The 16,510-nt window shown below is 39.3% G+C and carries 11 protein-coding genes; 1 reads left to right on the forward strand and 10 read right to left on the reverse strand.

Translation table 11 applies throughout. The features are described 5' to 3' along the window. Positions 1-64: 64 nt before the first annotated feature. Entirely contained in the window at positions 65-2,671 is a 2,607-nt protein-coding gene (topA, locus tag DK428_RS00825) for a type I DNA topoisomerase (RefSeq protein ID WP_109064056.1), read from the forward strand. A gap of 86 nt (positions 2,672-2,757) precedes the next feature. Here the strand turns inward: topA and DK428_RS00830 are convergent, their stop codons facing one another. From DK428_RS00830 to mukE, 10 genes are all read right to left on the reverse strand, one after another. Beyond that, positions 2,758-3,594 (reverse strand): DUF4198 domain-containing protein, encoded by an 837-nt coding sequence (locus DK428_RS00830; protein ID WP_109064057.1) that lies wholly within the window; start codon positions 3,592-3,594, stop codon positions 2,758-2,760. Between the two features lie 127 nt (positions 3,595-3,721). After that, complete coding sequence (uspE, locus tag DK428_RS00835) at positions 3,722-4,654, reverse strand: universal stress protein UspE (RefSeq protein WP_109064058.1); 933 nt, start codon at positions 4,652-4,654, stop codon at positions 3,722-3,724. Positions 4,655-4,776: 122 nt separating this feature from the next. After that, complete coding sequence (locus tag DK428_RS00840; protein WP_109064059.1) at positions 4,777-5,550, reverse strand: FNR family transcription factor; 774 nt, start codon at positions 5,548-5,550, stop codon at positions 4,777-4,779. A 326-nt stretch (positions 5,551-5,876) separates the two neighbouring features. Continuing rightward, the gene (gene ftnA / locus DK428_RS00845) at positions 5,877-6,377 is read right to left on the reverse strand and encodes a non-heme ferritin (protein ID WP_109064060.1); all 501 of its coding nucleotides are present in this window, start codon (positions 6,375-6,377) and stop codon (positions 5,877-5,879) included. A gap of 16 nt (positions 6,378-6,393) precedes the next feature. Then, positions 6,394-6,879 carry a non-heme ferritin gene (gene ftnA, locus DK428_RS00850; protein WP_109064061.1) on the reverse strand — a complete coding sequence of 162 codons (486 nt, stop codon included), beginning with the start codon at positions 6,877-6,879 and terminating at the stop codon, positions 6,394-6,396. A gap of 1,101 nt (positions 6,880-7,980) precedes the next feature. Then, entirely contained in the window at positions 7,981-9,405 is a 1,425-nt protein-coding gene (gene sbcB / locus DK428_RS00855) for an exodeoxyribonuclease I (protein WP_109064073.1), read from the reverse strand. 14 nt (positions 9,406-9,419) lie between these two features. Continuing rightward, positions 9,420-10,292 (reverse strand): DMT family transporter, encoded by an 873-nt coding sequence (locus DK428_RS00860; RefSeq protein WP_109064074.1) that lies wholly within the window; start codon positions 10,290-10,292, stop codon positions 9,420-9,422. A gap of 3 nt (positions 10,293-10,295) precedes the next feature. Continuing rightward, positions 10,296-11,210, reverse strand: a complete 915-nt coding sequence (locus tag DK428_RS00865) for an endonuclease NucS domain-containing protein (protein ID WP_109064075.1) — start codon at positions 11,208-11,210, stop codon at positions 10,296-10,298. A 65-nt stretch (positions 11,211-11,275) separates the two neighbouring features. Continuing rightward, a complete protein-coding gene (gene mukB / locus DK428_RS00870) occupies positions 11,276-15,769 on the reverse strand; it encodes a chromosome partition protein MukB (RefSeq protein ID WP_109064076.1) in 4,494 nt (1,497 codons plus the stop codon). Continuing rightward, the gene (mukE, locus tag DK428_RS00875) at positions 15,769-16,509 is read right to left on the reverse strand and encodes a chromosome partition protein MukE (RefSeq protein WP_109064077.1); all 741 of its coding nucleotides are present in this window, start codon (positions 16,507-16,509) and stop codon (positions 15,769-15,771) included. Before mukE ends, mukB begins: the two co-directional genes overlap by 1 nt. Position 16,510: the final 1 nt, after the last annotated feature.

Here is a 16,510-nt window from a genome sequence, read left to right on the forward strand (position 1 = left end):
ACTAAAGATAGTTAGCAATATAGCGGGCAATTTTACATAAATTAAACAGAATTAGGTAATAATAATGAGTAAATCCTTGGTTATTGTGGAGTCGCCGGCAAAGGCGAAAACCATTAATAAATATTTAGGAAGCAATTATGTGGTGAAATCCAGCATCGGGCATATTCGTGACTTGCCGACAGTGGGTTCCGGCAATGGTGAAAAAGCCAAGCCAATCTCAACGAAAGGGTTGAGTTTAGAAGAAAAACAGGCGCTTAAACAAAAGAAAGAACAAGACGCCTTAGTCAAACGTATGGGCGTTGACCCTTATCACAGTTGGAAAGCCAATTATCAAATCTTACCCGGCAAAGAAAAAGTTGTTGCCGAATTAAAATCTCTCGCTAAAAAAGCCGATCACATTTACCTCGCAACCGACTTGGATAGAGAAGGGGAAGCTATCGCCTGGCATTTACGTGAAGTAATTGGCGGTGATAACGAACGCTTTAGCCGCGTAGTATTTAATGAAATCACTAAAAACGCCATTAAACAGGCCTTTGAACACCCCGAACCGTTGAATATGGATCGCGTTAACGCTCAACAAACCCGTCGTTTTTTAGATCGTGTGGTAGGGTTTATGGTGTCGCCATTGCTTTGGAAAAAAGTAGCACGTGGCTTGTCAGCAGGACGCGTCCAGTCTGTTGCGGTGAAATTGATTGTTGAGCGTGAACGGGAAATTAAAGCCTTTGTGCCACAAGAATACTGGGAAGTTTCCGTTTTAACCGACACGGCGAAACATGAACAAATTCGTTTGGATGTGGTGCAATTTAAAGGCAAAAAATTTGAGCCAAAAAATGCCGAACAAGCACAAAGTGCGGTGGATTTTTTAACTAAATCTGATTATGTCATTTCCGATTTGGAAACCAAACCCACCAGTTCTAAAGCCCGCGCGCCATTTATCACCTCAACCTTACAGCAAACTGCCAGCACCCGTTTGGGCTTTGGCGTGAAGAAAACCATGATGTTGGCGCAGCGTTTATATGAGGCGGGTTACATTACTTATATGCGTACCGACTCCACCAATTTGAGTCAAGATGCATTAAATATGGTGCGCGGTTATATTGAAAAACATTATGGCGCACCTTATTTGCCGGCCAAACCGAATTTCTATTCCAGCAAAGAAAATGCGCAAGAAGCACACGAAGCGATTCGCCCATCGGATATTCATATCGGTTCGCATGATTTGGTCGGCATGGAAAAAGATGCCGAGCGTTTATATGACCTGATTTGGCGTCAATTTGTTGCCTGTCAAATGCCGGCAGCACAATATGACAGCACCACCTTAACGGTAAGGGCAGGGGATTACACCTTAACTGCGAAGGGGCGTATTTTACGCTTTGACGGTTGGACGAAAGTATTGCCACAACCAGGAAAATCACCTGAAGATCAGGCACTTCCGGATGTAGCGGTAAATACCACGCTGAATTTATTGACGGTGGAACCGCAACAATATTTCACCAAACCGCCGGCACGTTTTTCTGAAGCAGCGTTGGTTAAAGAACTTGAAAAACGTGGTATCGGACGACCTTCTACTTATGCGGCAATTATTTCCACCATTCAAGAACGCGGTTATGTACGTACTGAAAATCGTCGTTTCTATGCAGAAAAAATGGGGGAAATTGTCACTGATCGTTTAAATCAATCTTTCGCCGATTTAATGAATTATGATTTTACCGCGAATATGGAAGACGTGTTGGATCAAATTGCATCCGGCACAAAAGACTGGAAAACAGAATTAAATCAATTCTTCAAAGATTTCTCTAAACAATTAAGCAAAGCAGAATTAGATGAATTAGAAGGCGGTATGCGCCCAAATAGCTTGGTGCCGACGGATATTCATTGCCCGACTTGTAGTCGCAATATGGCGATTAGAACCGCCAGTACCGGCGTATTTTTAGGCTGTACCGGATATTCTTTACCTCCGAAAGAACGTTGTAAAACCACCATTAACTTGATTCCTGAAGCGGAATTATTAAACGTGCTGGATGATGCTTCCGAAACCAAAGCATTAATGGAGCGGAAACGTTGTCCTAAATGCAGTACTGCAATGGACAGCTATATTATTGATCCACATCGCAAATTACATATTTGCGGCAACAATCCGAATTGTGACGGGTATTTAATTGAAGAAGGCAAATTCAAAATTAAAGGTTACGACGGTCCGATTGTTGAGTGCGATAAATGCGGTGGCGATATGCATTTGAAACTAGGTCGTTTCGGTAAGTACATGGCTTGTACGCAATGTGACAACACCCGAAAGATTTTGAGAAACGGTGAAGTCGCTCCACCGAAAGAAGAGCCGATTCATTTCCCTGAATTGAGATGTGAAAAGTCAGACGCGTATTTTGTGTTGCGCGATGGCGCGGGTGGTGTGTTTATGTCCGCCCATAATTTCCCGAAATCTCGTGAAACCCGAGCACCAAAAGTTGCTGAATTGGCCTTATATCGTGATCGTTTACCGGAAAAATTAAGCTATTTAGCCGAAGCTCCACAAACCGACCCGGAAGGCAATGAAGCAATTATTCGTTTTAGTCGCAAGGAAAAACGCCAATATGTGACTTCCGAAAAAAATGGCAAAGCGACCAAATGGATTGTGGATTTTGTAGATGGCAAATGGGTAGAACGTAAGAAGTAAATAAAGTGCGGTCAAAAAAACAAATGAATTTTTGACCGCACTTTTCTTATAAAAAACCACCGTTATTGGTGTTTTTTGTTTTTCCATTAATGATGGTGGTGATGTTCATGTGGCGTATATTGCGCGCGTTTTTCCCCGACAGGTAAAACCAATGTGGCATAGCTGGCTGAATGTTGGCACACTTTTGGATCGCTAAATTCAGTTTTATGTACGACTTTTACTTTCCATAACCCTTCAATTAACGGTAGAAAATTCACTTTGCCATCTTTATCGGTCTTACTGGAAAAACCTTGGACTTCACGGTGTTCTTCTGCAGATTCAATGTCTTTAACAACAACGGTATCTGCGGTCGCAATGACGGTTTCACCCGCCAATGGTTTACCTTTATAGAAAATTTGCAATGGGAAAATTTCCCCTTCCTTCAATTCGGTAGGGCTTTTTAATGGCACAATTTCTAATTCTTGACCTAATTTTTCTTTAAACACCGTTGAATCAGCTTTATCACCCACGGTGACCAAGCTTTTACCGAACATTTGAGTTTGTTCGCAATAAGTCGCGTCAGTCATTTTTTGCATATTTTCTTGTTTCCAACCTTTTGCATTCTTCGACCAAAAAGTCGGTTTATAAGTAGCACTTACCCAATATGAACCTTCTGCTAACGGTTTTTCCAAAGTGTATTGATAATTTTCGCCTTGTTGTTTCAGTGCGGTTACCATAGCGTTTTTATCAGTTACTTCAAGCGGAGCAAAAAAATGTAACCGATCATCCGCAATTTTCTCTGCATAAGGGAAATGATGGCCATATGCTAACTCGGCTTTAAGTACGTCTTTCGCCTCAATATGTGCCGGAGCAACAACCCAAACTTCATGTGCCTGTGCTAAACCGGCTAATCCTAATAATGTAATAAGCAATGATTTTTTCATCCTTTATTTCCTTCTTGGGGGGTAATTAATTAAAAATTAAAGTAAAAAGTAATTTCGCAGGATAAAAAAAGTAATGCAAAAAAAAGGAGTAGTCAATAAAAAATATTAACTACTCCGCAAGTTTATCTTAATCGTCCTTTTTCGACGGTTTAATCGCTAATAAATTGCAGTTTAATTTGCTAATCACATGTTCTGCCGTGTTGCCTAAAAAGGCGGCTGACAGACCTGTTCGACCGATAGTACCAAGAATAACCAATTCCGCTTCTAATTTTTCAGCCACTTGGGGAATAACATCTTCCGGGAAACCTTCCAAAACGTGTGTATGATCGCCATCAATACCATATTTTTGACGTAACGCTTTCATATTCAACAAATACTGTCCACGTAATCCGCTACTATATTCGCCGGAACTAAATTCCGGTAAGTCAATGGCCATATTAATCGGTGTTGGTGGATAAGCTGTGACAAGATGAATATTGCCACGATCTAAAGAATCGGCTAAATCCATACTTAATGAAACCAATTCGTCATTAAATGTGCTGTGGGCCTCATTTTCATCATCAGAAACATTCACGGCAACCAAAATACGACGTTGATGTTTCCAATCACCATCTTTAACCATCAAAATCGGAGTAGGGCATTTACGCAAAATTTGCCAATCCACCGGGGTGACAATTAAGGATTTCAGGCTTTCTTCCGCATTAGTGTACTTCACAACCAAATCGTAGTTGTGATTTTCCACTTCGGTGGTAATGGCTTCTGCTTCATTGCTATGCCAAACCACAGTAGATGCAAATTCAATACCGTCAGAGGCGTATTTTTCAATATAAGGCTGGATAGCCAGCTTGCGCTGTTCAATCACATTGTGATGCATTTCTTCACGCTCTTCTGAAGAAAGTAGAGCTGACATTTCATAAGATAAGTCATAAATGGCAAAGAATAGGGTAATTTTGACGGGATTTGGACTTTTTTGCTCTTTCGCTAATCGAACAGCTCTGGCAAGAGCGTATTGTTTGTCATTTTCCGGGTTTAAAACAACCAGTATATTATTGAATTTCATACACAACCTCCATTATTGCTACTCAAATAGGGTAGAACATATTTGATGAAATAACAAGGCGCGGTTTTTAAAAAGATGATCTAGTGCAACATTTTTTGCTGCACTAGTGATAGGAAAAAAAATTAGATAACCATTTTGATTTTGGTTTTATTGGTGCCGGATAATTCGATCAATTCAGCCATATTATTAATCGTAATGTATTTGCCTTGAACCGATAAAATACCTAATTTTTGGAAACGACCTAACAGGCGGCTGATGGTTTCAACCGTCAAACCAAGATAGTTGCCAATATCACCACGAGTCATGGTTAAACGAAATTCACGTGCGGAAAAACCGCGAGCAGAATAACGTTGAGAGAGATTATAAATAAAGGCAGCCAAGCGCTCTTCAGCGTTCATTTTAGACAGTAACAAAATCATTTCCTGATCGCTTTTAATTTCATTACTCATCAAACGCATAATTTGTTGGCGTAATTTCGGCATTTTGCCGGATAAATCATCTAAAATATCAAAGGGAATTTCACACACCATGGCTGTTTCCAAGGCTTGAGCAAAACTCGGATGTTGCATATTCATAATAGCGTCAAAACCGACCAAATCACCGGGTAAATGAAACGAGGTAATTTGCTCTTCACCGGTTTCACTAATTGTGTAGGATTTAATCGTGCCCGAACGAATAGCATAGAGCGAGCTTAACTCATCTCCTGCCTTGAAAAGAACTTGAGATTTCTGAATTGGCTTTTTGCGCTCAATAATATTATCTAACTGATCCAACTCGTGCTCATTGAGTGTAAAAGGAATGCACAACTGGCTAATACTGCAGTTTTGACAATGAATAGCACAGCCACCGGATTGCACCCGACGTCCTAATTTTGTGTCTGCCGTTAGAATTTTCATCTGTTCCCCAAACTCAAAGAAAAAACACCAAAAATCGTGTAAAATTGATCTAACTCAATAATACCACTAAATAGTAAATTTAAGAAGTATAAAACACATACGAGGAAATATGGCAGCCGAAAAACTTACAAAAAAACGTTTAATTCAGATTCTTATCATGTTGATAATATTGCTTATTGCATTCTTTTATCGCACTTTTTACCATCAACCTGAAACGAACTCTCAAGAAACGTCGCTAAAATCAACCGCACTTTCAACAAGATGAATAAATTGATTATAAAAAGAAAGGCTAAGTCATAAAACTTAGCCTTTTCATGTTTATTAGATTAGTTACTTGCTGTCGCTAATGCTGCTAAATCTTTATCTACAAGGAACAAACCTTTACCATCTTCACCAAGCAGATTTAATTTATCAAGAATGCGACTAAACAATTTTTCTTCTTCGTGTTGTTCCGCCACATACCATTGTAAGAAGTTAAATGCAGAGTAGTCTTTTTCTTCAAAAGTTTTACCTACTAACTCATTAATTTTACTGGTAATTAATTTTTCATGTTGATAAGTCAATTCAAGTACTTGTTTTAATGAAGTAAATTGATGTGGTGGCTCATCAATTTGACTAATCACTGCCAACGCACCTGTTTCATTTAAATAAGTAAATAATTTACGCATGTGTTGCATTTCTTCAGCTGCGTGAGCAGATAAAAATTTAGCCGCACCTTCAAAGCCTTCTTGTTCGCACCATGCACTCATTTGTAAGTATAAATTTGAAGAATAGAATTCCAAATTCATTTGATCATTTAATAGTTTAATCACGCTATTTGACAACATTTTATTTCTCCTATTCTTATAAAGTTTTTAACTCACGATCAATGTAGTAAAGCGCTGTGCCGCTTTCACCAAGAAGTTTAAATTTATCAACAATACTGTTAAATAATTTTTCTTCTTCGTGTTGTTCTGCTACATACCATTGTAAGAAATTGAAAGTGGAGTAGTCTTTTTCAGCAAAAGTACATTCAACTAATTCATTGATTTTGGATGTCACTAGTTTTTCATGTTCTAATGTTGTTTCAAAAACTTCTTTTAATGAAGCATAATCGTGTTTAGGCGCTTCAATTTTACCCAATAACGGCATACCGCTAGTTTCACTTACATAAGTGAATAATTTTTGCATATGCTCTAATTCTTCATCTGCGTGGCGAAGTAAAAATGCTGCCGCCCCCTCATAACCATGGTTGTCACACCATGCACTCATTTGTAAATAAACATTTGACGAATAGAATTCAAGATTAATTTGTTCATTTAATTTTGCTGTAATCGCTTTACTAAGCATAACCAACACCTTTCCTTAATGATTTTGTTAAAAGATTAATCACAATACAACTTAATTTGCTGTGCACATTTTATTCATCCAATTGAGAATAGTCAACCTAAATTTAAAATTATTTTTATGTAACACATTAATTTTAAATAAATTTTACAATAACAACAATTCTCATTTAGATAAAGTTACTGAAATAAATTCTCAATTGTAACTAAATTGTTAAAGTACGCTTCCCCATAGACCGGATAAAAAAGAGTAGATAAAGAGTCGTTATAGCTTCCGGTTTATTGTATATGCACTGAACTCAATTTAGATCAAAAGACAATTTTCCTTCTTTAGATTAACCGTGCTTTAATCCCAAAATTATCTCCGATTTTTTACATAGGGTTATCACTAAAAAGAGACATGATCATTATTAATAATCTCAAAATAGTCATTTTGTAAAGTGATGTATGAAAAGTAAATGCCAATGAACGTCGTGGCAACATTGAAAAAGAAGCGTCTATATATTTCCTAATCATTAGTTCATTTAATAAAACCAAAAATCTGACCTTAAGACGTTACATGGTAATGAATTAGAAGAGTCATAGCATCATTTACCTAAATGTTACTTTTGTAATTTTATATTTAACATAATATGTGTTATGCGAAGTTAGTGACAAAGTAAACAAACACTACTATTTAATAAAAACACAGACTTATGCACAAGTCACTCTTACTAGTAAAACTAGACAAAAACTCGCTTTAGCAAGGTATATAACAAATTAAGAAATGAAGTTATGGACTTTAAATTTGAAATGTAAATAATTCTTCAATAAGAAATGAAGTCGATAAAAGTATTCTAATGAGCCTAAATCACAACTTATGTCTATCCATTTTAATGTCATGTTTTTACTATAAAAATTACTCTGTTTTATAGATAAACTATATGAAATAGATCGCGCTACGTGAAATCTGAGGTAATTATCAGGCTTCATTATGCTGAATTTTTAAAATACATAATAAAAAAACACGCTGAATTTTCATCCAGCGTGTTTTCATTATTTAATATTTAGTGACGTTGTCTCTTTTCTTCTATTGAAAAAACATTAAAAAATTTGACCGCACTTTCTAACCAATTATCTTATTGCCATATTCATAAACTTTTTGTAATAAAGTGAGGTTTTCTTCATTGTTCTCATTTTGTGCAGCTAACTCTTGAAGGCTTTGCTCAAATCGCAAAACTTCAGCATCTAATTTTTTCCGGCAATATTTTTGCCATTTAATTTGTTCAGCTCGGTTTAATGTGCGATAAAAATGTCTGGCGCGATAATGAAACAACAATTGAGGGATTCTTGGGTCTTGAAAACTCAGATTATGTTCAGCGAGCTTTTCGGGCTTTAAAGTGCGTAAAATTGCCATATTGTTTTTATCAGCATCACTAAAAAAGCCATTATAAAGTTCAGTTTCAACATTATCAGATGCTTCAAACTCGCGATCTTGCTGAAAAATATCCATAACTTTTTGACGAATATCCTTAGATGCCAACAAACTCTGTTGATTTTGTGCACACAACTCTCGATCAATCCCTAAACGTTCAGCATTTTGAGACAATAAGGTTTTTTCCGGCGCTACAATAGGACATTTATTGATATGAATGAGCTTTAACGGAACAGGAAGCACTCCAGACTCTAACAACGTTTCTTTCTTCGTATAAAGATTTTCACGCAACTCCTCTGCCGATTTTGTTAGCAAATCATCAATATTGGCGGTTAAATCGCATACAATAACAGCATTTTTATTCGTTGGATGCCAAGCTAAAGGTGCAATTAATGTCGTATTTCCGCGGTAATTTCCTAGCATTCCCGACACATGCACTAACGGCGTCATTTCTGCGGTATTAATGAGTTTTTCAATCTCTTTTTTCCCACGATTTTCAAAGAAATATTGAAATAACTTCGGCTGTTTTTGCTTAATTAATTTTGCCATTTCAATGGTGGCATACACATCAGACATGGCGTCATGCGCATTCGTATGCTCTATTCCATTCGCTTTCGTCAGTTTTTCCAAACGAAAACTCGGCATGCCTTCATCATCCAAAGGCCACTCAATGCCATCGGGACGCAAGGCATAACACGCACGCACTAAATCCAACAAATCCCAACGGGAATTACCGTTTTTCCAGCTATATTCATAAGGATCAATAAAATTACGATAAAAGGTATAGCGTGTCATTTCGTCGTCATAACGAATATTATTAAAGCCCATGACACAGGTATTTGGTTGGCTGAATTCCTGTAAAATTCGAGCGGCAAAATCCGGTTCCAGCAGGCCTTTTTCATTACACTCCTGTGGTGTAATGCCTGTCACTAACACAGCCTCCGGAGCAGGCAAATAATCGTTGGTTTGCTTGCAATACAACACAATGGGCTCGCCTATAATATTAAAATCGGCATCTGTACGAATACCGCCAAATTGCGCCGGACGATCGGTAGCCGGATTGACACCAAAACTTTCATAGTCGTAAATGAAAAAGCTGAAATCGTTTTTTGCCATCACTTTTCTCAAATTTAAGCCAAGATTTTATCTAGATAATACAAACAGAAAATTGCAGACAAGCTGAATACAATACCTAACCAGTTAACTTTGCTGATTTTTTCTTTAAAAATTAATGCGCCGGTAATCGTACCTAAACAAATCACCCCAATGTTCATGCCGGCAAAAACTAATGTTGGATTCGAACCAAAACTCTGGTGAGCTTTAATATAAAACAGAATATTGAAGAAATTTAGCACACCTAAAATAATGCCGCCCACAAAACTTGCGACATTCCATTGAGTTCGTTTGAATAACAAGTAAATAAACATAATGCAGGCAGCCAAGGAAAACGCAATGAATAAAGTCGTTGGGAATGCTCCCCCGCTTTTCGCTACTTGTTTAAACAAAATATCGATGATGCCATAGCCAAACCACACACCGACTAAGCCCAAAATACCTCGAAAAGCGACCGCACTTTGCTCATTTGGTTTACTTAAAAGGCAAAATAACCCGACAAATGCCAACACAATACCAACGACTTTTGATTGACTTAGGGTTTCGTGGAAGATTAAAAACGCAGCGAGAATGGGTAAAAATAAGGATAAGCGTTGTGCCGCATCAGAACGTACAATTCCGGCGAATTCTACGGCTTTGGACATAATAATAAACACGCTTGGCAATAAAATACCTAATGCTAAGAAAATCGGCGTATTTTCGCTTTGTGCGATAAAGTCAGTAAACTCAAGTCCTTTGAAATCCGGTTTTAATAAAAACCAACTAAGTGACAATGCAACAATGTAGTTAAAAGCAATAGCTTGCTGAATAACAATATTACGTTTACGGGCAACTTTTAATAATACAGACACCGCAACACTACAGAGAACGGCGATAATGAGGTTGTGCATTTTTTATTCCTTATTAAGTGATTGCTTAATTAAACTCATAATATATTCAAGATGTTGCGTGTCTTGAGCGATGATTTCACAATCACCATTCCCCCAGTGCCCCGTATTTGTTACATCTTTCGCTAATCTTTTAGGATCATCTAATTCATGATAAGGAAGATTAATCCACATTTTTAAGGCTTTTTTCTGAACACGTAGACACACCACATTCTTCTCTTTTTTAAATGCGATATATAATTTCCTTGCGGTAATCTCGATATTATTATCTAAGTTTAAGATTGCTTGTTTGAACTCCTCATAAAGTTCTTTAATTTCATCAGATTTATCATTTAAATGATCAGATTCTTCGTACACTTGAATCTCCTTAAGGGATTCAAACTCTTCTGATTTTTCTGTTGTTACGGATTTAATATTCGGTGCCGATTTTGACTTATTAATGATATTTACCGTAATAATCTCGTCATCAAAACGGTTTACCTCCCATAATTCAATAGGAAGATTTTTAAAATTAGTCGCTTGAATTTGAAAATCATTAAAGGTAGGGGAAACAAAAATAACTTTTGATTGAGACCAATCTACTTCATTGCGTTTGAGTAGATTTTTCTGTGTCTCATTGTATTCCATGATAAAATCTGCTTTATATTCAAGCATCAAATTTAGATAAGAAATACCTTGATCAACTACACTGGTATTTTGTTGTTTTTTATATTCAATGATTACAAAAGCATTGCTTTCCTTATCAAAAGCTAATGTGTCAATACGTGAATTTTTAATAGAAAATTCAGAACTAATAAACAGATAGTCGTCTGTTATCAATGAGAGATTTTGCTCAAATAATCGCTGAATATCTTTTTCTAACTTAAATTTTTGTTGTTTAAGTTGGCTAAATTGCCCTTTTTTTATCGTGAAGATTTTCATTGGATGTCTCTAGGTAAAAGTGCGGTCAAAAAACACTTCATTTTTTAACCGCACTTTTTATTAAACTAGTCTGTTGCGCCGAATCCGCGTAATCCGACCACATGAACGTGTTCGTGATTACCGGAGATTTTACGCACCAGTTTATAGGTGGTGCCTTTTTCCGGGCTGATGTTTTCCGGTGCAGCAATCAATAGTTGCATATCCAGGCGTTCGCATAACTCGAACAACGTAGAAATGGATTTCGCATCAAGACGAGCCGCTTCATCTAGGAATAATAAACGGCACGGCACGATGTCTTTGCCACGAATACGACGGCTTTCTTCTTCCCAGCTTTGTACCACCATTAAGAGGATGGACATACCGGTACCGATGGCTTCCCCGGTGGATAATGCGCCACTTTCTGCACGTAACCAGCCATCTGCGCCACGGTAAACTTCCACTTCTAAGTCAAGGTAATTACGATAATCCAATAATTCTTCACCGATAGTTTGCGCAGTACGTTGCCCTACATCGATATGTGGGTTGAGACGTTGATATAGCTTCGCAATGGCCTCGGAGAAAGTCATACGGTTGTCGCTGAACAGATCTTGATAATCCGACTGATTACCGGATAACGCATCCAACAACATGGCATGCGTATCACGAATATTTACCACCAAACGTACCGATTTCACCTGACCAAAGGCGATATTTTGTAGGCCTTGATTCAACATACGAATGCGATTTTGTTCACGTTGAATGGTTTTACGCATGATATTCGCCACACTTTCAGAACTTATCGCCAATTTTTGTTCACGGCTGGTCAATTCTTCCGTTAAGCGAGAAAGCTCGATTTCCATTTGTTCAATTGCATCAATCGGGTCATCGGTTTTCAGAATATCCTGACGAATACGTTCGCGCAGATGTTGATATACGGCGATAAAGAACCGCACTTTATTTTCCGGTTTACGGCTATCTTCTGATAAACGCAAAGCATCACGCAGATATTCGTTGTCAGCAACCGCTGTACGCAACGCACCTAGCGCTTTATCCGACATGGAGCGCAACTCATCTGCGGATAAATAGGCTAATTCACGACGATTTAAGCGTTTTTCTACATCAGAATTACGGGATAAACGAAGCACCACACACCAACTCATTTTCGCTGCCGTCACCAACTCACGCTGGGTTTTATAATCACGTTCTGCTTTACGAATACGACGAGTCAGATTTTCCGCTTCACTTTCGATAAGTGTGAGTTGTTTTTCAATATAAGAACGGCGTTGGCGATTAGTAGAAAGTTGTTGATATAACTCGTCACGACGAATTTTGGCACGTTCTTCCGCGCCTTCATCAGCACGCACACCCAATTCACCAATTTCTTGCATCAATTCCTGCAACATTTGATTTTTACTGTTGAAAGAACTTTGCAATTGAATCAACACTTGATTGTACTGAGCATATTGCGCTTGAACTTGACGTAATTGTTCGCGCTGAATTTCACGTTGTTGCTGCATTTGTTCTAAACGCGCGCGTAACTGTTCGTTTAATTCAGAGGTTTCCGTTTGTACACTTTCCGCATAATTGAAATGCGCTTTGCGTTGCACCACATCCGCCAAGGCAAAGACTTTTTGTTGTACTTGTTTTTGTAGCTGAATGGCTTGTTCATAATCGGCTTTTAAGTGCTCGTAATTTTCCGGGTCGCTTTGCAAGGTGTTAGCAATCGGTTCTAATTGTGACAACGTGACGCCGTACTGACGGATAAATAATTCATCCTGCTCTGCCAAATCTAATTGCTCACGGCATTCTTCAATGCGATCAGTTAAGCTATCATCAGCCAATAATGGCAATTGCGGAATTAATTTATTCAACAACTGCATTCTTTCTTTCGCATCATCTAAACGAAGACGAATTTGTTGCTCTCCAATCACCAATTGATTAAGCTCGCGTTCAATTTCATTACGTTGTTGATTGGTTTGCGCCATCAGTTGTTCCGGATTCGGTTGGAATGCCAAGGCTAAATGCAGGCCAACAAACTGGCTAAAATGCTCATGTAAACGCTGACATTTTTGCACATCAAAAGCACGTTGTGCGTACTGCTCCGCCACTTCCTCACGCTTAGCCTGTAATTCTTCCAAATGTTTTTCACGGGCAGCACGGCCGAACAACGGAATTTCAGGGAATTTGGAATAACGTAATTCACGATCTGACACCTGAACAACCACACCAAGCTCCAGCTCTTGCGCGGACAGCACGCTGTCGTCAAATGCCGCCGGATCGCCCTCGATTAAATACAAATCTTCCGGACAATCTTCCAAATTAGCGAGTTGCTCTTTTACCGCATTCAAATCACGCACCACAATAGCGTGGCGTGCCGGGCCGTATAAGGCAGAGAAATAAGGTGCATCTTCGATCGGCACATCATCGTATAATTCAGACAGCAACACGCCACCGAAACGTTCTGCAAGCACATTCAAACGGGCATCTTCCGAACCATCCGGCTGACTTAAACGGCTAATTTGCTCATCTAATTGCTGACGTTGAAGTTCTAGCTGGTCGCGTTCCATGGTCAATTCACGTTCTTTTATCAATCGTGATTGCATGAAATTCATCACATCCTGGCTGTCCTCGAATTGCTCGCCACTTTGATCCTGCAAACGTTCCAATGCGGCTTGAGCGGTTAACCAAGCCGGCGCTTTACGCGCATTTTCTTCATAAAGTGCGGTCAAATTTTCACGTTTTTGACGTAGGGTTGAACGTTGTTCAACTAAATCAGAAAGTTCAGCAGATAAATCCTCAATTAAGGCTTCTTGATCGCCATAGAATGCTTCTAATTCATCCGCTGTTTCTAAGCTTTGATTCGCACGTTGATTAAAATCGTTTAATAATCTGACCGCACTTTGTTGTTGATTTAAGCGTTGCTCTAACTCATGTAACTTAGCACGCAATTGCGGTGTTTGTTGCGCTTGAAGCTTTTGTGTCGGATATTCGCGTAACAGTTCTTTTGCACTTTCCCACGCGGCAGAACGTGGCACCTCACCTGCAATTTTGCAAACCAATTGATAGGCTTTATCAAATTGCGTTTTCGCCGCCTCGGAAATAGACATCTTTTGCTCTAACTCAAGTACTTTATCCGTCAACACTTCCGCTTGCGCTTCAAATTCTTCGTGATATGCATCCACGTTTTTTACCGATAAATCGGCTAATCCGCACAAAGTCTTGGCTTTTTCTAAGGCTTGAATTGCTTGTTGATATTGCAATGCGCGAGTTTGTTGTGCATCAAGGGCTTGTTGATAATCTGCTAATTGGGAACGCAAGTTGTCAACTTCTTGTTCTGTTTGTTCAAATTGCGCCTGACTTTCTTCCAATTGTTCGTTGGCGGTTTCAACCACCATTTTTTGCTCTTCCAAGCGCTCGGTCAGTTCGTTGACATCTTCTTGATAACGAGAAATTTTTTCCTGATGACGTAACGCATTTAACACCAAATTCAGGTGATCAAGCGCGCTTTGATGATCCACTTCCAGGATTCTTTCATTTTCTGCCAATTCGGCGGCTTCACGGCTTAAATCAACCAAACGATGTTGCGATAAATCCTGTTCGGATTTGGCTTTATACCATTCTTGACGGAAACCCAATGCGCTTTCAATGTTGCCACGACGTTCATTGGCATTTCGCATATAATCTGCTGCCACATAATTAGTCGATTCAGTGATTAAATGCTTGAATAAATCACGATCCGCTTGGGTGACTTTAATGGCTTCCAACGTCATACGGTTTTCACGTAAAGCACTTTCCATGTCTTGGAAGGCTTTTTTCACACCAAGATTTTCCGGCAATAAATAATCCCGTAATGAACGGGTAATGGCACTGGAAATACCGCCGTATAAAGAGGCTTCGATAAGCTTATAGAATTTGCTACGGTCTGAAGAAGAACGTAAGCGTTTTGGAATAATCCCCAAATCAAACATCATGCCGTGGTAATCGGTGATGGAATGATATTGTTTAAATTGTGCGCCGCTCTGCTCAACGTTGTCTTTTAGTTCATTTAAGGTCAGTACGCGCGCTTGACGTTCGTTAATGGTTTCGGTGAAAAGTGCGGTCGGATTGACAGACAATTCCACGCCTTGAATAGAAAAGGTTTTTAAATCGACTTTTTTGTCACGGCCTGCCACTTGTTGCAGACGGACACCAACGATAATCCGTTGATGACGGGAGTTGATGGTATCCAACGCCGCGTAACACACGCCCGGGCGCAATTTACCGTGCAAACCTTTATCACGAGAACCGCTTGTGGCACCGGCTTCTGTGGTGTTACGGAAATGCAATAAGGTTAAATCCGGAATCAATGCTGTCACAAATCCGGCCATGGTGGTAGATTTACCGGCACCGTTACCACCGGAAAGTGTCGTGACCAATTCGTCTAAATCGAAGGTACGGGCGAAGAAGCCGTTCCAGTTGATGAGCGTTAAAGAACGGAACTTACCGCGTTCTACCCCACTGTTTTGGTTAAAGATAACCGGCGCTACACCAGAAGCCGCCGTATCCATTACTTCATTTTCCAGGGATAATTCTTCAGTCATTATTCTTGTTCCTCTTCTACGAATTCGTCTTCAACATCAGCCTCATTTTCGCCGTTCTCCACGTCACTTTGTAATGCCGCTTTTTCTGCTTGTAAAGATTGTGGCGTAGCCGCTTCACCATCACGAATTAAGCGTAATTGTGCTTCAATCGGGTCATCACCCGCACGCACTTCCGCGCCAAAACGGAATACGGACTCGGAAATGGTAAATTTGCCGCTGTTCGGTTCGCCTACGGTATAAATCATGCCTAAACGGCGCAAACGACCAATTGCCGCACGCACTTTTTCTGCCAATTTTTGTTTATCCAAATCAGAACCGCTGGAACGTTGATTCACCGCTTTTAGCAATTTGCCTTCATCCGCTAAATTCAGTAGCTCATCATACACTTCCTGCGTGTTAAAAATCCCCTGTTGCGCTAAACGCTCCGGGCTTAAATACAAATAACACAACACCTTGCCCACTAACATTTCCAATTCAGTTAAGACAGAACGGGCAATGAGTGTTGTCGCTTTCGGACGTAAATAGAAAAAACCTTCCGGTGCGCGAATCAATTCCACATTATAACGACGGTAGAACAAATCCAGTTCCGTTTGAAAATCAAGTAAAAAAGCGTGGTTATCCAAATGTTCCGTACCAATATGCTTACCGGAACGCAACTGGCTGTCCACAGCCGGAAATAACGGATTGGCAATGGCAGCTGCCAATTTTGGGGAAATTACTTCAAGGTTATTTTCTGTCATG

Origin of the sequence: Aggregatibacter kilianii (assembly GCF_003130255.1) — a bacterium.
GTDB classification, from domain to species: Bacteria; Pseudomonadota; Gammaproteobacteria; order Enterobacterales; family Pasteurellaceae; genus Aggregatibacter; species Aggregatibacter kilianii.